General features: G+C 72.3%; 18 protein-coding genes. 10 read left to right on the forward strand and 8 right to left on the reverse strand.

Features of this window, described 5'->3' with window-relative positions:
- Positions 1-95: 95 nt before the first annotated feature.
- Positions 96-890, reverse strand: a complete 795-nt coding sequence (locus tag ACZ6SD_RS22515; protein ID WP_465318936.1) for a DNA-formamidopyrimidine glycosylase family protein — start codon at positions 888-890, stop codon at positions 96-98.
- A 3-nt stretch (positions 891-893) separates the two neighbouring features.
- On the reverse strand, positions 894-1,745 hold the full coding sequence (locus ACZ6SD_RS22520; RefSeq protein ID WP_465318937.1) for a ParA family protein: 852 nt from the start codon (positions 1,743-1,745) through the stop codon (positions 894-896).
- Between the two features lie 34 nt (positions 1,746-1,779).
- Here ACZ6SD_RS22520 and ACZ6SD_RS22525 point away from each other — a divergent pair, with 34 nt between their 5' ends.
- Together ACZ6SD_RS22525 and ACZ6SD_RS22530 are read left to right on the forward strand one after the other, a co-directional pair.
- Positions 1,780-2,505, forward strand: coding sequence for a class I SAM-dependent methyltransferase (locus ACZ6SD_RS22525; protein WP_465318938.1), 726 nt, complete (start codon positions 1,780-1,782; stop codon positions 2,503-2,505).
- A gap of 57 nt (positions 2,506-2,562) precedes the next feature.
- Positions 2,563-3,843 carry a DNA polymerase IV gene (locus ACZ6SD_RS22530; RefSeq protein ID WP_465318939.1) on the forward strand — a complete coding sequence of 427 codons (1,281 nt, stop codon included), beginning with the start codon at positions 2,563-2,565 and terminating at the stop codon, positions 3,841-3,843.
- 66 nt (positions 3,844-3,909) lie between these two features.
- On the opposite strand, the gene ACZ6SD_RS22535 is transcribed toward ACZ6SD_RS22530, so the two are convergent.
- A complete protein-coding gene (locus ACZ6SD_RS22535; protein ID WP_465318940.1) occupies positions 3,910-4,167 on the reverse strand; it encodes a hypothetical protein in 258 nt (85 codons plus the stop codon).
- 488 nt (positions 4,168-4,655) lie between these two features.
- Positions 4,656-5,183, reverse strand: coding sequence for an isochorismatase family protein (locus ACZ6SD_RS22540; protein ID WP_465318941.1), 528 nt, complete (start codon positions 5,181-5,183; stop codon positions 4,656-4,658).
- Between the two features lie 163 nt (positions 5,184-5,346).
- Here ACZ6SD_RS22540 and ACZ6SD_RS22545 point away from each other — a divergent pair, with 163 nt between their 5' ends.
- The 3 genes from ACZ6SD_RS22545 to ACZ6SD_RS22555 all read left to right on the forward strand — a co-directional run bounded on the left by ACZ6SD_RS22545 (position 5,347) and on the right by ACZ6SD_RS22555 (position 7,657).
- The gene (locus ACZ6SD_RS22545) at positions 5,347-6,294 is read left to right on the forward strand and encodes a hypothetical protein (protein ID WP_465318942.1); all 948 of its coding nucleotides are present in this window, start codon (positions 5,347-5,349) and stop codon (positions 6,292-6,294) included.
- A gap of 173 nt (positions 6,295-6,467) precedes the next feature.
- Positions 6,468-6,899, forward strand: a complete 432-nt coding sequence (locus ACZ6SD_RS22550) for an ATP-binding protein (RefSeq protein WP_465318943.1) — start codon at positions 6,468-6,470, stop codon at positions 6,897-6,899.
- Positions 6,896-7,657: a SigB/SigF/SigG family RNA polymerase sigma factor gene (locus ACZ6SD_RS22555; RefSeq protein ID WP_228771340.1), complete on the forward strand. Its 762-nt coding sequence runs from the start codon at positions 6,896-6,898 to the stop codon at positions 7,655-7,657. Before ACZ6SD_RS22550 ends, ACZ6SD_RS22555 begins: the two co-directional genes overlap by 4 nt.
- Positions 7,658-7,666: 9 nt before the next feature.
- On the opposite strand, the gene ACZ6SD_RS22560 is transcribed toward ACZ6SD_RS22555, so the two are convergent.
- Complete coding sequence (locus ACZ6SD_RS22560; RefSeq protein WP_091448329.1) at positions 7,667-7,963, reverse strand: WhiB family transcriptional regulator; 297 nt, start codon at positions 7,961-7,963, stop codon at positions 7,667-7,669.
- A gap of 215 nt (positions 7,964-8,178) precedes the next feature.
- On the opposite strand from ACZ6SD_RS22560, the gene ACZ6SD_RS22565 reads away from it, so the two are divergent.
- Both ACZ6SD_RS22565 and ACZ6SD_RS22570 read left to right on the forward strand, forming a co-directional pair.
- On the forward strand, positions 8,179-8,505 hold the full coding sequence (locus ACZ6SD_RS22565) for an STAS domain-containing protein (RefSeq protein WP_465318944.1): 327 nt from the start codon (positions 8,179-8,181) through the stop codon (positions 8,503-8,505).
- 151 nt (positions 8,506-8,656) lie between these two features.
- On the forward strand, positions 8,657-9,136 hold the full coding sequence (locus tag ACZ6SD_RS22570) for an ATP-binding protein (protein WP_465318945.1): 480 nt from the start codon (positions 8,657-8,659) through the stop codon (positions 9,134-9,136).
- Positions 9,137-9,139: 3 nt separating this feature from the next.
- Here the strand turns inward: ACZ6SD_RS22570 and ACZ6SD_RS22575 are convergent, their stop codons facing one another.
- Entirely contained in the window at positions 9,140-10,285 is a 1,146-nt protein-coding gene (locus tag ACZ6SD_RS22575; RefSeq protein ID WP_465318946.1) for a PP2C family protein-serine/threonine phosphatase, read from the reverse strand.
- A 57-nt stretch (positions 10,286-10,342) separates the two neighbouring features.
- On the opposite strand from ACZ6SD_RS22575, the gene ACZ6SD_RS22580 reads away from it, so the two are divergent.
- Complete coding sequence (locus tag ACZ6SD_RS22580; protein WP_465318947.1) at positions 10,343-10,834, forward strand: MarR family winged helix-turn-helix transcriptional regulator; 492 nt, start codon at positions 10,343-10,345, stop codon at positions 10,832-10,834.
- Positions 10,835-10,840: 6 nt separating this feature from the next.
- Here ACZ6SD_RS22580 and ACZ6SD_RS22585 read toward each other — a convergent pair whose 3' ends face one another.
- Entirely contained in the window at positions 10,841-11,851 is a 1,011-nt protein-coding gene (locus tag ACZ6SD_RS22585) for a PHP domain-containing protein (RefSeq protein ID WP_465318948.1), read from the reverse strand.
- A 95-nt stretch (positions 11,852-11,946) separates the two neighbouring features.
- Here ACZ6SD_RS22585 and ACZ6SD_RS22590 point away from each other — a divergent pair, with 95 nt between their 5' ends.
- Complete coding sequence (locus ACZ6SD_RS22590; protein ID WP_465318949.1) at positions 11,947-13,977, forward strand: acyl-CoA dehydrogenase family protein; 2,031 nt, start codon at positions 11,947-11,949, stop codon at positions 13,975-13,977.
- Positions 13,978-14,111: 134 nt separating this feature from the next.
- Positions 14,112-14,522 carry a DUF3040 domain-containing protein gene (locus ACZ6SD_RS22595; RefSeq protein ID WP_465318950.1) on the forward strand — a complete coding sequence of 137 codons (411 nt, stop codon included), beginning with the start codon at positions 14,112-14,114 and terminating at the stop codon, positions 14,520-14,522.
- Between the two features lie 207 nt (positions 14,523-14,729).
- On the opposite strand, the gene ACZ6SD_RS22600 is transcribed toward ACZ6SD_RS22595, so the two are convergent.
- Positions 14,730-17,132, reverse strand: coding sequence for a transglutaminase TgpA family protein (locus ACZ6SD_RS22600; protein WP_465318951.1), 2,403 nt, complete (start codon positions 17,130-17,132; stop codon positions 14,730-14,732).
- Between the last annotated feature and the right edge of the window lie 25 nt (positions 17,133-17,157).

Here is a 17,157-nt window from a genome sequence, read left to right on the forward strand (position 1 = left end):
GCCACCCACGGAACCCCATCGAGCAACCCCACCAACCCAGCCACCCACGGAACCCCATCGAGCAACCCCACCCAAGCGAGCCCCCAGCAGGCCACTCACCCCCGCACCCCCGGCTGACAGACCGGACAGAAGTAAGCCACCCGCTCCCGCAAATCCGCCCCCTGCGCCCCCGCCACCACCCGCCCCCCACATCGCAAGCAAGGCGTCCGCCGCCCATACACCCACAACCGCCGATCCCGCCGCGAATCCCCCGTAGTGATCCGATCCACCCGCATCTTGTTGTCTTCCAACAGTTCCCGACTCAAAGACACCGCCCGCTCAGCGTCCACATCAGACACCGGCGTCCACGGCGACACGCCAAGCAAGAAGCAGATCTCGGCCTTGAACACGTTCCCCACCCCGGCCATCACCCGCTGGTCCAGCAGCGCCAACCCGATCTCCCGGCCAGGCTGCGCCGTCAACCGCGTGACAGCCTCCCGAAAGTGCCCAGGCCCCCAGTCGGCGGCAAGCAGATCAGGGCCGAGGTGCCCGACCAGCCGGTCTTCCTCCGCAGTCGCGACGAGCGCCATCTCGTGCAGAGAAAATCCCACAGCCTGACGCGACGATGTCGTCAACAGCGCCCGCACCTGAAAAGCGGGTCGCCGCCACCGTCCACCTGGGACGTAAATCTGCCAGGCCCCGTCCACCCCGAGGTGGCTGCGCAGGCTCAGATCCCGGTCGAACCGCACGAAAAGGTGCTTGCCGACGCTGCGAACGCCTGTCACGATCCGTCCCCGTAGGTCCACAGTAGACAAACGAGGATGTCGGAGTTCGCCCACCACAAGGGTTTCACCTGCCAACGCCTCGGTCAGTTTGACCGCGGTCCGGTAGACGGTGTCGCCCTCGGGCATGCGTCACTCGCCCACGGCGTCGCCGGTCTCGTCGGTGTCCGGCCAGGCGATGGCCTGGTGCCGACCGCGTCCGCCGGTGCGGAGGACCCGGGCCAGCAGAAGGTTGAACGCCAGGGAGATCTCGCGGGCGCCGGGGGTCTGCCACTGGTGGATCGGCATGCACGCGCCCTGCGCCTGCTGAACGGCCAACCGGTCCGGCAGCGCCACCGGCATCACCAGCGACCCGAAGCTTTCGCGCAGTTCGGCGATGCGGAACTGGTGCTCGTAAGAGTGGGTGCGGACCTTGTTGACCACTACGCCCAGGGGGACCAGGTTGGGGTTGTGCTCGCGTCGGGTGTCCTCGACCGCCTCGAAGGCCCGTTGTGCGCCCGAGACCGCGTACAGCGTCGGCTCGGTCACCAATAAGGCGCCCTGGGCGGCGACTAACGCCGAGCGGGTCAGCCTGCCCAGTGACGGCGGGCAGTCCATGAGCACGAGTTGGTAGGGCAGTTCACCGTCAGCCAGGAGGGAGCTGAGGGTGGCCAGGGCCCGGCCCAGCTTCTCCAGCCGCCGCAGGCCGGGGTCGGGGTCGTTGAGCGCTTCGAGTTCCTCGGAGCCGACCATCACGTCCACCTCGTCGCTCCACGCGCTGGGCGCGATCGCCGCGCGCAACACCGACGGGCGTGGCGTCTCCAGGACGTCGGCCAGTGTGGCCTCGGTCTCGTCCGGGTCGAGCGTGGCCGTCGCGTTGCACTGCGGGTCGAGGTCGACCACCAGGGTGCGCGCGCCGCGACGCAGGGCCGCCGACGCGAGACCGAGCACGACCGTGGTCTTCCCGACGCCACCCTTGAGGCTGAGCACTGCCACCGTTTGCACGTCCTAGACCTTAGAGTCTCTACAGTTCGTGTCCATGCGACCGGATGCTGTTCGCCGAGTGCTCGACGCCGAGCTGATCGCCGCGCGCGAGCGCCGCGGCGGGGAAGCGCCGCGTGTCCTCGACGTCGGAGGCGGCAGCGGCGTGCTGGCCGTTCCGCTGGCCGTCGAGGGCTGCGCGGTCACCGTGGTGGAGCCGAGCCCCAACGCCCTGGCCACCCTGCACCGCCGCGCCCAGGAGGCGGGCGTGGCCGACCGGATCACCGCCGTCCAAGGCGACAGCGACGCCCTCGACCAGCTGGTCGAGCCCGCCGCGGCCGATCTGGTGCTGGCGCACGGGCTGCTGGAAGTCGTGGACGACCCGAAGGCGACCGTGGCCGCGCTGGCGGGCGCGGTGGCCCCGGGCGGGGCCCTGTCGGTGCTGGTCGCCAATCGGTTCGCGGCCGTGCTGCACCGGGCGATCTCCGGCCGCCTGGTGGACGCCCGCAAGCTCTTGGACGACCCGGCGGGCGTCCTCGGCGGGGCGGGGGAGGCGCTGCTGCGCCGCTTCGACACCGAGAGCCTGCGCGCGCTGCTGGCCGACACCGACCTCGCCGTCGAGCTGATCCAGGGGCAGGGCGTGGTGTCCGACCTGGTCACCGGCTCGGTGCTGGAGGTCAACGCGGGCGCGCCGGACGCGCTCGCCGAGCTGGAGCTGGCGGCGGCGGCCACGCCCGCGCTGCGCGACATCGCCACCCGGCTGCACGCGCTCGCCCGCCGCTGAACCGAAGCGATCCGGCACTGGTCGGGGACTGTCGGCGCCCTGTGGTTTGCTCACCGCATGGGGCGCAGCGGTGACCTGCCGAGGGGCCTGGTCGAGCGGTACCGGGCGGGCGCGGACGGGTGGCCGGACGACACCGGCTGCCCGCTGCTGCACGTCGACATGGACGCGTTCTACGCCTCCGTCGAGATCCGGGAGCGGCCGGAGCTGGTCGACCGCCCGGTCGTCGTCGGCGGCGTGGGGCCGCGCGGGGTGGTGTCGTCGGCGAACTACCTGGCCCGCACCTACGGCGTCCGATCAGCCATGCCGACCAGCCACGCGCGCAGGCTCTGCCCGCACGCGGTGTTCCTGCCGCCGACGTTCGCGCTGTACCAGGAGGTCTCGGCCGGGGTTCTGGCGATCTTCCGGGACATCACCCCGCTGGTCGAGCCGCTGAGCCTGGACGAGGCGTTCCTCGATGTCGGCGGCGCGCTGCGCAGACTGCGCGCCACGCCCGCGGCGATCGGGGCCGAGATCCGCCGCCGGGTCCGCGCCGAGCACGGCATCGTCTGCTCGGTCGGCGTCGGCCCGACGAAGTTCGTCGCGAAACTGGCCTCCGGCCTGGCCAAGCCGGACGGGATGCTGGTGGTCCCGCGCGGCGAGATCACCGAGTTCCTGCACCCGCTGCCGGTGTCCGCGCTGTGGGGTGTGGGCAAGCGCACGGCCGAGCGCCTGGTCGACAGCGGCCTGGAGCGGGTGGCCGACGTCGCCGCCGCGCCGCTGCCCCGGCTCAAACGCCTGCTCGGCGTGGCCATGGCCGAGCACCTGCACGCCCTGGCGCTGGGCCACGACGACCGCGCGGTGGTGCCCGAGAGCGTGGAGAAGTCCGTGGGCGCGGAGGAGACCTTCGAGGTCGACCACTTCGACCGCGACCTGCTCAAACGGGAGCTGCTGCGGCTCTCCGAGCGCACCGCGGCCACCCTGCGGTCGCGGGGCCTGCGCGGGCGCACGGTCTCGATCAAGGTCCGCTTCGCCGACTTCACCACGATCAGCCGCGCCAAGACGCTGCCCGTGGCCACCGACGTCACCCAGGAGATTTACCGCACCGCCGCCCAACTGCTTGACGAGCAAACCCCACCCGGCGCGATCCGCCTCATCGGCGTGCGGGTGGAGCAACTGGGCGCGGACGGCGCGGAGCAACTGGCCCTCGACGCCCCCGAACAGGGCTGGCGGGAGGCCGACCAGGCCGCCGACCGCGCCCGCTCCAAGTTCGGCGCCACCGCCATCCGGCCCGCGGCGCTCCTGGGCAACCGCCCGGACCGGGCAGGCGCCACCGAACCCGAGCCGGAGCGCCCGCGCTGACCGAGCGCCAGGCCCGAACCCGCTCTACCCTGGGACACGGCCGAGTTTCCAGCGCAACGCGCTCGCTCACCTGGCGCCGGTGGTGGTCACCGCCACCGGCGGCGAGGATCGCGGAGCGGGCATCGCGGGAACTTCGGCGGGCGCGCCGCACCGCGCCCGCCCGGCCAGCCCAGCCGCCGAGCGGATAGCGGCCGCCCTCGGCCGGACCGGCCGCCTGCCGCGCCAAGGAACCGCACATCCGACGCCGCGCAGGCGGACCCGAGCACGGCCGACGCGGGCTTCCGGCCCGGGTGTGCGACGGTCGGCCTCCCGCACGAGTTTCACGGACTTCCCGTGAAGTTCGCTCGGGAGGCCGAACGGTTCCGCCCGCGCATGGCCGACGCGGGCTTTCAGTTCGGGTGTGCCAGGTTTGCCTCCCGCAGGACTTTCGGGGCTCGGCGTTGGAGTTCGCCCTGGCAGGCCGCGGCTCTGCGCCGCGCATGGTTGAGGGCGAGTCTCTCGTTCGGGCATGCCAGGTCGGCCTTCGGCCCGAGTTTCGTGGGTTGCCCGTGGGGCTTGGGCGGCCAAACGGCTCCGCCCGCGCACCGGCCTACGGCGAGCTTTCGGTTCGGTGTGCGCGATAGTCGGCTTTCCGCACGAGCTTCCGGATGCCGCGTGGAGTCCGCCCGACAGGTCGAGCGGTCCGCGCCGAGCGGAACTGCCGCGAGCGCACACACGCGAGGTGTCTCAGGAAGTCAGTCGAGACGGCCGCTGCGAACCAGGTGCTCGGCTCGATGACCCGGTTCAGCGCCGCCGGTGCCCCGCCAAGCCGCTCACGGGCGGGTTGACGGCCGCTCGAAGGTGATCTCGCCGTGCCGCACGACATGGGCGCCTGCGTCCGATAACTCGCGCTCGACCTCCCGGGAGATCGTCGCCGCCGGGGTCGCGCCGTCGTAGGTGGCGTGGGCGCCCGCGGCCAGCGTCACCGAGTAGCCGCGGCCCAACGCGCCCAAGGCCGTCGCCCGGACGCAGTGCTCGCTCTGCATTCCCGCCACCGCGATCGCCGCGCCCTCGGCCATCAGGTCGGCCAGGGACGTGCCGACGAACGCGTCGGACTCGAACTTGTCGACCACGTGCTCGCCCGCGAGGACGTCGTGGACGAGCGCCCACCCCGGCGTGCCGGTCTCGTCCGGCTCGCCGACGCCGCCGTTGTTGCGCACGTGCACCACCGGGACACCCGCCGTCCGGGCGCGGGCGAGCAGCCCGGTGACGGCCGCGCCGACCGAGACCGCGTCCGGCACCGGCTCGGGTGGCAACAGCATGTTCCGTTGCACATCCACCAGCAGCAACACCTCGGCCATGCCACCAATTTAGCACACATGTTCGATTGGCGGCGGCGAACGATCTTCCGGTCGTCCCGCCCGGTTCGGGTTCGGGTAACCGCGCCGACGCGCGCGCACGGTAATCAACTCGCTACCGCTCCGCCATCGCAGGCGGAGGGCACGCCATGGAGGTAGCACGTCGATGACCCGCTTACCCCGCCTTGCCGCCCTGGTCGCCGGGGCGCTTCTCACCGGCGCGGCGCTCGCCCCGCCCGCCGCCGCCGCGCCGACCGACCTGGCCCTGGCCACCCGCTGGGCGCCGATCCACTACCAGGACACCGATTCCAGCGACTACGACGCCGACTACCTGTCGAAGATCGACTTTGACGGTGAGTGGGACACGCTGAACAACTGGGAGCACCAGGACGACGCGCTGTTCCGGCTCACCGGGACCGTCTACTACTCGGTGGTCGAGACGGGCACCCACTGGTTCTTGACGTACTCGTTCTACCACCCGCGGGACTGGGAGGACTTCTCCGACCCGTTCGGCGTCTACACCCACGAGAACGACCTCGAAGGCGTCCTGCTCACCGTGCGCAAGAACGGCACGACCTACGGCGCGCTTGAGGCGATGGTCACAGTCGCGCACTCCGACTTCTACTCTTATGTCCCCGCTGGCAGCCCGTTCACCAGCGGCCGGGAGAACGTCGACGGCCCGCTCAACCTCCAGACCTACAACGGTGTGGGCCATCCCACGACGTTCCAGGAGGCCAAGGGGCACGGCGTCTACGCGATGAACAGCGCCCACTCGCCCGACGGCGACGGTGTCGTCTACTACCCGAGCGGCACCGCGGAGGTGCCTTCGGGCGGCGCTGACCAGTCGGTCGGCTACACACTCGTGGACGTCTTCGCCGCCGACGGCCTCTGGGCGCGCCGCCACAACGCGCTGACCTTCGCCTCTTACGGCACCTTCCGCGGTGACAACGGCAAGGACAACGCCGCCAACGCGCCGTGGGGCTGGGACGACGGCAACGACGGCAGCGACATCCCGCGCGGGATACTCGCCACCGACCCCGCCTACCTGGTCGGACAGTACTTCGCGGGCGAGGGGACCTTCAGCCTCGCGTACCTCAGAAATTCTTTTCGGTGATCATGGTTTGAACGTGATCGAGAGCGGGTATGCGTAGGAGGGTCCTGCCCTGCGAGCTTGCCGCTGTGGGGCGGGGTGGCCGAGGGCGCCGCACGGCGCGAATCCCACCCCGCTCCACCTTTTTCGGCCTCGCGGTACGGTCCTCGCCAGTATCGGGACGGCAGGAGGAAAGCGTGTCTGAGGTCGAAACCAGCCCGGTCGCGCGCGCCCACGGGGTGCGTGCCGTGGAGGTCCGAGTGTCGGCGGACGCCGAACAGGTGCCTCTGCTCCGATCGTTCGCGGCCGACATCGCGATGCGGATGGACTTCGACCTCGACGCCATCGAAGACCTGCGCATGGCCGTGGACGAGGCGTGCTCGCTGCTGGTGCGCTCCGCGCTGCCCGACACCTCCCTGCACTGCCGGTTCGAGCCGGAGGACCACGCGATCCGGGTGAAGGTCGTGGTCGACGCCGACCGCCCCGCCGCCCCGTCGTCGGACCCGATGGGCTGGCAGATCCTCACCGCGCTGGCCGAGTCGGTCGCCGAGTCGGTCGAGGCCGTCGACGGCGGCTACCGCGTTCGCGTCGAACTCCGTGCGGTGCCAGGGGAAACGGATCAGCGGTGAACGCCCCAGCCGACCGCGGCGACCGGGACGTCGACCGGTTCCGCGCCCTGGCCGAACTCGACGGCGACGACCCGCGCCGGGCGGTGCTGCGCGGCGATCTCGTCGCCGACCACATGGACCTCGCCCGCAACCTGGCGCGCAAGTTCGACCGGCGCGGCGACCAGCTCGAAGACCTCATCCAGGTGGCCACCATCGGCCTGATCAAAGCGGTCGACCGGTTCGAGGCCGACCGTGGGAACTTCTACGCCTTCGCCATCCCCACCATCATGGGGGAGCTGCGCAGGCACTTCCGCGACACCGGCTGGGCGGTGCGCGTCCCACGCCAGCTCAAGGAACTGCACGTCACCATCGCCGCTGGCCGCAACGAGCTGAGCCAGAAGCTGGGCCGCGCGCCCAAGCCGAGCGAGCTGGCCGAGCACCTCGGCCTGCCCCGGGAACAGGTCTACGAGGCGCTGGTGGCCAGCGCGGCGAAGCAGGGGACCTCGCTGGACGCCCGGCTCGCCGAGCCGTCCGGAGACCGGTTCGGCTACGAGGACGAGCGCCTAGCCGAGGTGGACAACAGACGAGCGCTGGGCCCGCTGCTGGCGGAACTGCCCGAGCGCGAGCGGAAGATCATCGTGCTGCGGTTCTTCCGCGGGCTGTCCCAGGCCGACATCGCCCGCAGGGTGGGCGTGTCGCAGATGCAGGTGTCCCGCCTGCTGGCCAAGACGCTTGAGCGGCTGCGCGCCGCTCTCGGCGAGGACACCCTGGCGGGCTGAATGCGCCCCTTACGAGACCCGCAGCGCGCGCCTGCGCTGAGCGATCAGCGTGCGCCGCTCGCCCTCGCCCATCGCGCCCCAGATCCCGTACGGCTCCTGGACGGCGAGCGCGTGCTCACGGCACTGCTCCAGCACCGGGCAGGCCCGGCAGACGGCCTTGGCGCGCTCCTCGCGCGCGTGCCGAGCGGGCCCGCGCTCGGCGTCCGGGTGGAAGAACATCATGCTGTCGGCCCCGCGGCACGACCCGTTGAGCTGCCAGGCCCACTCGTCGGAGACGGGCTTGGGCAGTCGGGTGATCTCGGCCATGCTGGTTCCCTCCTCGTGGTCCCGCACCGCACCGCGGGCTCGACCGGGAACTACCCCGGCCGTCGAGGGCCGAAACGAGGTTCCCGCGGCCGTTCGGACGACTGGTGGGGTGACCCGCGCCGCACGGCGTCGGCGGACGGCGCCAATTACTGTGACCTCGGCGTGGCCGGGCCGAGTGCCCGTCCCGCGTCGAACTCTGTGAGGAAGGACCGATAGTGGAGATCACCAGCGTGGGCGTCGACCCGGTCGTCGTCTCTGTGACCGGCGAGGTCGACCTCGCCACGGCCCCGGATCTGGAGCGGGCGCTCGACACCGCCCTGTCCCAGCCGGAGGCCACCGGAGTGCGCGTCGACCTGTCCGGGGTCGAGTTCATGGACTCGGCGGGGCTGCGGGTGCTCGTCGCCGCGCGGCGCACCGCCGAGACCAAGGGCCAGAGCCTGGTGCTGCACGCCCCGCACGACCGGGTCCGGCGGATCATCGAGATCACCGGCCTCGCCGAGGTGTTCGGACTCGCCGACTCGGCGAGCACGGAGTCGGGGTGAGCCGGTCTTGATTCAGTCCCGGGTTCCCGGGGTATCTCACCCCCCGTGCAAGCAGCGTTTCCCGTCATCGGCGAGCCACGTGGGCACGGACGAGCGGAACGATGTGCGTCAAGGCGCGCGATTCCGCGCGTGAGGGGTGGTGTCGTCAGACGTGAGCGAGGACATGCGGGCCGCGGCCGACGGCGGGCGGGTGCGTGAGCTGACCACCCGCCTGCCGCGGTCGACGCGGTCGGCGGGCGAGGCCCGGGAGTTCGCGGGCTCGGCCCTGCGGTCGTGGGGCGTTCCGGAAGACCTGGTCTGCGACGTCGTGCTGGCGGCGTCGGAGTTGGTGACCAACGCCGTCGAGCATGGGGCGGGGGAGATCACGGTAGCGCTGTCGGTGGCGGCGGACCGGGTATTGCTACGGGTGCGCGACGAGACGAGCGACGCGCCGGTGCGCAGGCAGTCCGGCCTGCTCTCGGCACGCAGCCGGGGGCTGACCATCGTGGCCGCCCTCAGCCGCGCCTGGGGGCACCAGCCCGACCGCGAGGGCAAGTGGGTGTGGGCCGAGTTCGCCCTGGCCCCGTCCGCCGACGCCGACGAGGCCCACCCATCGTCGTCGGCCAAGGGCGAGTTCGACCTCGCGAACTAGGGCCTAGCTCGCGGGCCCGTGCCAGTCGAGGCAGACGACCACCGCGTCGTCATCGAGGTCGCGGTGCTCGCGGAAGACGGCCAAGTCCGAGAGCACCGCGCGCACGACCTGCGCGGGCGGCAGCGCCCGAGTGGTGCGGATGGTTCTGGGGAGGGCGACCTCGGAGTACGCGCGGTCGTCGCTCTCGGAGGCGTAGACGCCGTCGCTGACGATCAGCAGCCGGTCGCCGGGGCGGAGGCTGTCGTGCTGGACGCGGTACTGGGTCTCCTCCAGCGCGCCCAGCGGCACCTGCACCTCCAACTCGATCTGCTCGGCGGTGTCCGCACGCACCCGCCAGAGCTGCGGCGACCCCGCGTCGACTATCTGGACGGCGCCGTTGGTCAGGTCGAGGGAGAGCAGCAGCGCGGCGACCGACTGCTCGCCGCCGTACTGCCCCCACACCACCTGGTCCGCCAGGGCCGCCGCCTCGGCCAGCCCATGCCCCGAACGGCGCGCGTTGCGGATCGCGGTGATCGCGATCGAGGTGAGCAGAGCGGCGTTGAGGCCCTCGCCCATCCCGTTGGTCACGCCCAGGGTCAGCTTGCCCGGGTCGAGGCTCCAGTCGAAGTTGTCGCCGCGCACCGCGTAGGCCGGTTCCAACTGGCCAGCCAGGGTCAGCTCCGGGCACGCCAGGCCGCGGCCGGGCAGCAGCTCCCACTGCATCTCCGCGGCCACGGTCATTCGCCGGTCGCGCCGCGCCCGCATGAGCTGGTCGGTGCCGATGTCGGCCACCAGCAGCGCGTCCGCCACCGCGTCGGCGACCTCGCCCAGCGCGCCGAGCCGCGCCCGGTCCGGGTCGCCGTCCACCCGGCCGGTCAGCACGCCGTGGCAGTTGCCCCGGCTGAGCAGCGGCAGGTGCACCGTGCCGTCGTTCTCTACCACCGCCTGCTGCTCGCGGTAAGCCGCGCCCGGCAGCGTGCCGGTGATCGCCACCATCTCGCCGTCGTGCACGCTGACCAGGTTCGCCGCCGGGTAGTCCACCAGCCGCACCCGGGCGTCGGCCAGCCGCGCGCACTCGTCCAGCAGCGCGGGCAGCCGCTCGACGAAGGAGTGCAGCGGCAGCGATCTCAGCGCCGACTCCAGCGCGCGCAGTCTTTCCGAAATGGTCACCGGGGCCTCCGCCGGGGGAACCGGCCGAAACGGCCGTCAGTGTGCGAGAGTTGCAGTATGGCTGCTGCCGCGCTGCGGGGGCCCGGAGCGCCGGGGCCGGACGAGGCGCTGGAGACCGAGATCGCCGCCGAGGCGCTCGGCCTCGTGCTGACCCGCGCCAACACCGCTGTCTATCCCAAGGTCCCGGCCATGCAGCTGCGCGCGCTGCACTACATCGATAGACACGAGCCGATCAACCTGACCCGGCTGACCGAGGAGCTGGGCACGATCCCCTCGTCGGCGAGCAGGTTGTGCGACCGGCTCCAGGCCGCGGGCCTGCTGGACCGGCGCCCGGCCACCACCGACCGCCGGGAAGTGGAGCTAGTCCTCACCGGCGACGGCCGCAGGCTCCTCGACCGGCTCCGCGCCGCCCGCCGCGCCGACCTGGCCGAGGTACTGGCGGGCATGACCCCACAGGGGCGCGCGGCCCTGCTGCACGGCCTCCGCGAGTTCAGCGCCGTCGCCAACCGCGAACCGGTCGGCGCCGAATGCCAGGACGAGACCGCGTAGCCGACCTCACCGGCGCGCGGCGATCCCGGCCAGCAGCTCGTCCGCCGTCCGGGTGTTGATCACCCGGTCCGGGCCGATCCCGCACGTTTCCGCCCGCTCGCAGCCGTAGGGCTGCCAGTCGAGCTGCCCGGGCGCGTGCGCGTCGCTGTCGATGGCGAACTCGCAGCCCAGCTCGGCGGCCCGGCGCAGCAGCCGCAACGGCGGGTCGCGGCGCTCCGGCCGGGAGTTGATCTCCACCGCGACCCCGTACTCGGCGCAGGCCCCAAAAACCGCGTCGGCGTCGAAGGCCGACTCCGGCCTGCCCCGGCCGGTGACGAGCCTGCCGGTGCAGTGCCCGAGCACGTCCACGTGCGGGTTCGACACCGCCGTGAGCAGCCGCTCGGTCATCTCGTCCTCGGGCATCCGCAACTGCGAGTGCACACTGGCCACCACGACGTCCACCCGCGAGAGCAGCTCCTCGGTCTGGTCGAGCGAGCCGTCGAGCAGGATGTCGACCTCGATGCCGGTGAGGATCAGGAACGGCGCCAGCTCCACGTTCAGGTCGGCCACCGTCTCCAACTGCCTGCGCAGCCGGTCGGCGCTGAGCCCGTTGGCCACCCGCAGCCGCGGCGAGTGGTCGGTCAGCGCCATCCACTCATGGCCGAGCGCGATCGCGGCCTCGGCCATCTCCCGGATGGGGCTGCCGCCGTCGGACCAGTCCGAGTGGGTGTGGCAGTCCCCGCGCAGCGCCGCCCGCAGCGCGTCGCCGCCCGCGACCGGCACCGCCGCGCCCTCGGTCAGCCGGGTGAGATACCCGGGCTCGCCGCCCGCGACCGCCTCGGCGATGGCCGTCGCGGTCGCCTTGCCGATCCCGGGCAGCGCGGTCAGGGTGCCCGCGTCGACCCGCTTGGCCAACTCGCCTGCCGGCAGGTCGGCGATCACGGCCGCCGCCCGCCGAAACGCCCGCACCTTGTGCGTCGGCTCTCCGGCGCGCTCCAGGAACAGCGCGATCTGCTTGAGCGCCGCCACCGGGTCCATGCGCCAAGAAAACCGCAAACCGCCCCGGTTCGCATAGCGGGCGCGCTCTCCCCGGCGCGGCTAGCGTCGGACCCGCGGTGATCAAGGAGGACGCCATGGACATTCCGACCACCCCGCCGGTCGCGGCCGCGACGCTGACCGACCTGCTCGACGGCCGGTGGGCCCACATCCGGCGGGAAGCGCGAACGCGGATGGCCGCGGCGCCGTCGCCCCGGACCTATGACTTGAGCACCGAACAGCACCGCGCGCAGGTCCTGGCCGAGCTGCGGGAGTTGGCCGCGTCCGGCTATCCGCGGGTCGGTTTCGCGAAGCGGCACGGCGGTGGCGGCGACCCCGGCGGCTTCCTCACGGCGTTCGAGATGCTCGGCTTCGGCGACCTGTCCGTCATGGTCAAGGCGGGCGTGCAGTGGGGCCTGTTCGGCGGCGCGGTCGAAGCCCTCGGCGCCGAGCGCCACCACGAGCGGCACCTGCCCGCGATCATGTCCGGCGACCTGCTCGGCTGCTTCGCGATGACCGAGACCGGCCACGGCTCCGACGTCCAGCACCTGCGGACCACCGCGACCTACGACCCGGCGACCCGGGAGTTCGTGGTGCACACCCCGCACGAGGCCGCGCGCAAGGAGTACATCGGCAACGCGGCCCGCGACGGGCGGCTGGCGGTCGTGTTCGCCCAACTCGTCGCCGGCGGCGAGAGCCACGGCGTGCACGCGCTGCTCGTGCCCATCCGCGACGAGCACGGCGGCCCGGTCCCTGGCGTGCGGATCGAGGACTGCGGCCGCAAGGCCGGGCTCAACGGGGTCGACAACGGGCGGCTGTGGTTCGACCAGGTCCGCGTTCCGCGCGAGGCGTTGCTCGACCGCTACGGCTCCGTGGCCGAAGACGGGACGTACAGCAGCCCGATCGAGGGCGACTCCCGGCGGTTCTTCACCATGCTCGGCACCCTCATCCGCGGCCGGATCAGCGTGGCGGGCGCGGCGGGCAGCGCCACCAAGAGCGCGCTGACCATCGCCATCCGCTACGGCCTGGCCCGCCGCCAGTTCGAGCGGCCCGGCTCCGCCGACGAGGTCGTCATCCTCGATTACCTCGCCCACCAGCGCAAACTCCTGCCCGCCCTGGCAACCACCTATGCGCTGCACTTCGCACAAGAGGAGCTGGTCACCACCCTGCACGAGCTGTCGGACTCCGAGCACGCCGACCGCGGGGGCGACGCTCCACCCGACCGCCGCGGGCGCGAGCTTGAGTCCCGCGCCGCGGGGCTCAAGGCGGTGGCGACCTGGCACGCCACCCACACCATCCAGATCTGCCGCGAAGCCTGCGGCGGCGCGGGCTACCTCGCGGAGAACCGGCTGCCCCAGCTCCGGGCCGACACCGATGTGTTCACCACCTTCGAGGGCGACAACACGGTCCTGCTCCAACTCGTGGCCAAGGGCCTGCTCACTGGCTACCAGCAGCACCTCCACGAGCTGGGCAGCGTCGGCATGGCCCGGTTCATCGCCGAGAAGTTCGTCGGCGTCGTCATCGAGCGCACCGCGGCCCGCTCGCTCATCGACCGCCTCGTCACCGCGGTCACCCCGCAGGACGAGGAGACCGACCTGCTCGACCGCGGCTGGCACCTCAAGCTGTTCGAGGACCGCGAGGAGCACGTCCTCGACACCCTCGCCCGCCGCCTGCGCCGGGCGGGTGACGCCGACGCCGACGCGTTCGAGGTGTTCAACGACGCCCAGGACCACGTGCTGCGCGCCGCCCGCGCGCACATCGACCGGATCGTGCTGGAGGCGTTCGTCGCCGCCGTCGATCGCTGCCCCGACCCGGATGCCGCGGCGCTGCTGGACCGGGTTTGCGACCTGCACGTGCTGAGCACCGTCGAAGCCGACCTGGACTGGTTCCTGGGGCACGGCAGGCTGACCGCGGCGCGGGCGAAGGCGGTCACCGGCGCGGTGAACGCGCTGTGCAAGGCGCTGCGCGGGCACGCCGAGGTCCTGGTCGACGCGTTCGCCATCCCGGACGCCCTCATCGGCGCGCCGATCGCCCTGGGTGCGGAAAGTGATCGCCAGCAAGCGCAAAGTAGTCACCGCGACCTGGCGCTACCCCGTACGGAGGACTCCGGCAAAGCTGCGGCACCGTGATCCAGGATCGGGTAGTCGCCAAGGGGAACGCCCCGTATCCTGGAGTCCGACACCCCCCTTGCGGGGTGCCCGCCGGGTCCGGCGGCAACCGTGATCGCCCGGCGCCCGCGACCGCTGTGCCGGAGGAGGAACGTATGCCACTCTCCGAGCACGAGCAGCGACTGCTCGACCAGATCGAGCGCGCGCTCTACGCCGAGGATCCCAAGTTCGCCTCCACCGTCCGAGGCGCTCGTCTCCGCAAGCCGTCCCGACGGCGCAGGCTGCAGGGCGTCGCCCTGTTCGTCCTGGGGGTGGCGCTCCTCGTGATCGGTGTGATGCTGCCGTTCAAACCGGCTGGTATCCCCGTGGTGAGCCTGCTCGGCTTCCTGGTGATGTTCGTCGGCGCTCTGCTGACGCTGACGGCGCTTCGCCAGGGCGGCTCCGACCCGGAGCCAGGTGAGGAGTCCCCCGGTGGTGGGGGCGGCGCGGCCGCCCACCATCGCCGAAGCTCGTTCTCACAACGCATGGAAGAGCGCTTCCGTAAGCGCTTTGACGAAGAGCGTTAACTTCATCAGCAGCTCCGGTTGAGCGCCGAATCCCGCCTGTGGATTCGGCGCACAGCCGTGTCTTCTTCACCCGGCCGGTCGCCCGCATGCCCAGCCGAAGGGGTCGGCTCAGCCGGGTAAGCCCAGTTCGGCCGGATCAGCTCGGCCACTCAGGCTGACTCAGGCCGGTCGGGTCAGCGCTCAGCCGCTCAGCCGGTCGAGGGCAGCTCAGTCGGTCGGGTCAGTGGGGCGCTTCTTGCGCGGACGCAGCACGGAGCGGGGCAGGAGCCTGCTCTTCCAGTCCAGCGGCGAGCTTCGGCGCATCCCCTGCACGACCTGGTCGAAGGCCAGGGCCAGTTCCGGCTCGTGCGTGGTCCGGCCGCCGTACCAGGACCGCTCCACCGAGTTCACCACCGTGCGCAGGGCCTGCTTGCTGTGGTCGTCAAGGCTGTGCTCCTTCGCCAGCCGACGGGCGGCGGTGCGCACGGTGTCCGACTCGGCGGCGTCGGCGCCGCGGTCCCACGACTCGGCCATCAGCTCCGCCCACGCCGCCGTCGGGGCCGAGGGGGACTGGGCGAGGATCGCGTCCCTGCGCTCGGTACGGTGCCACGCGCGCACCCCGGCCGGGATGGCGGCCGCCGCCACGACCAGCAAGAGCACGCTCAACCACCAGGAAACGATCGACAGCAGGAAGACCAGCGCGAGCACGCCCACCCCCGCCGCGCCCGCCATGCCGAACCGCACGCGGGTGGACCGGGTGACAACGACGGCCAGGGCGGCGAGCAGCGCCAGTCCCAGGGCCGTCCACGCCTGCCAGGGCCAGGAACCGTCCCCCTCGGCCGGGGCGGGGGCGTTCGCGGCCGGGTCCTCGGGGTCGGGCAGGTCGTCGCGCGGGGCGGCCGCGCTGCTGCTGGCCCCGGTGGGGACCTCCTCCTCGGTCGCACCCGTCGACGGGTCCGTGCTGGGGTCGGAACTCACGTACGGCGGCTCGTAGGCGCGGCCGTCCGACAGCGGCGTCGGGTCGAAGGTGACCCAGCCCTGGTCGGGGAAGAACACCTCCACCCACGCGTGCGCGTCCTGGGTGGTGATGGAGCGGTAGTCGCCGGACACGAAGCCCGCCGTGTACCCGATGGCGACCCGCGCCGGGATGCCCGCCGCGCGGGCCAGGATCGCCATCGCCGAGGCGTACTGCTCGCAGTAGCCGACCTTGGCGCCGAAGAGGAACTCCTTGAGCGCGTCCTCGTCGCTGGCGGCGCCGGTCTGGGTCTGGTAGCGGAAGCCGTTGGCGAGGGAGAAGTACTCCTGCAACGCCAGCGTCTTGTCGAACATCGTCGGCCGGTCCCGGGTCAGCTCGTCGGCCAGCCGCACGACCTGGGCGTCGATGCCGTCCGCGGCCAGGTAGACCGGGTCGATCTCGCCGAAGTCGGCGCCGCTGGCCCGCAGGTCGGCCGCGGTGGGCTGGCTCAGGTCGGCGTCCTCGACGTACTTGGGCAGCTTCCGCGAATTGCGGGAGTAGACCATTCCGCCGCTGCGGTCGTAGAACAGCCCCTCGGGCACGTCGCTCAGCCTGCGCGGGATGCCGTAGACGGGGACCCACAGGTCTTGCGAGTTGATCGGCTCGATCTCGACGCGGGTGATCGTCCCGGCCCCGTCGTCGCCCGGGGCGGGCGGCAGGTCGCCGTTGGCGACGATGTCGTCGGCCAGGGCGTCCGCGGCGATCCAGCCGCCGTTGCGGTCGTAGCGGGGCAGCGTCATCGCGCGCAGGTAGCGGCTCTCGTTGCCCAGCCCGCGGACCCGGAACAGCTCGACGTTGCTGCCCTGGTCGAGCATCCCGCGCAACGCGGTGAACGGCTTGAGGGCCAGCCCGCCGTCCCCGCCACCGCCGCCGGACCCGCCGGGCAGGCTCCCGACCGTGCCGATCCCGGTGATCAGCCCACCGGCGAGCAGCCCCAGCACCAGCGCCGAGGACACCATCGCCACCGGCGACCCGAACCCGGTTCCGGTGCTCGGCAGCTGCGGCCGGTTGCGCCACAGCTGGTGGCGGTGCGTGCCGTCGACGGCCAGCAGCGCGGCGAACGAACTCGCCCCCAGCACGAACGACCACCAGGGCAGCAGGTCGTCGGCCAGCGACGCGGGCACCGCGTAGACGCACAGCAGCACCAGCCCGCACGCGGCGGGGGTGCCCGCGGCCACCGCGAGCGTGTCGACCAGCACGGCCACCAGCCCGATCGCGATCACGACCAGGCACAGCACCGGCGCGGACGCGGGCACCGGCGGCACGCCCACGCGCACCGCCTCGACGGAGCTGCGTAAGACGTCGCCGAGGTCGGCGATCGCCGCAGGGCCGGGAAGCAGCCCCAGGACACCGCTGTTGGTGAACAGGGCGACCAGCAGGCACAGCAAGGCCACCATCTGCGACAGCCCGACGACGAGCGTCGGCGTCCGCACTGCCCGCAGGCCGAGACCGACCGCGGCCACCACGATCACGGCGACGCCCGCGTACCCGAGCCACCGCATGCCGTCGATCACGCCCGCCAGCGCCGTCGACGCGCAGAGCGTGGTCGCGGCGGCGACGACCGGGGTGACCGTGGTCGACCACTGGGCCTGGGGGGTCGCTGTCTGCTCGCTCACGCCGCCGCCCCTGTGGTCGTCCCGC

The organism is Actinokineospora sp. NPDC051303 (genome assembly GCF_055586285.1).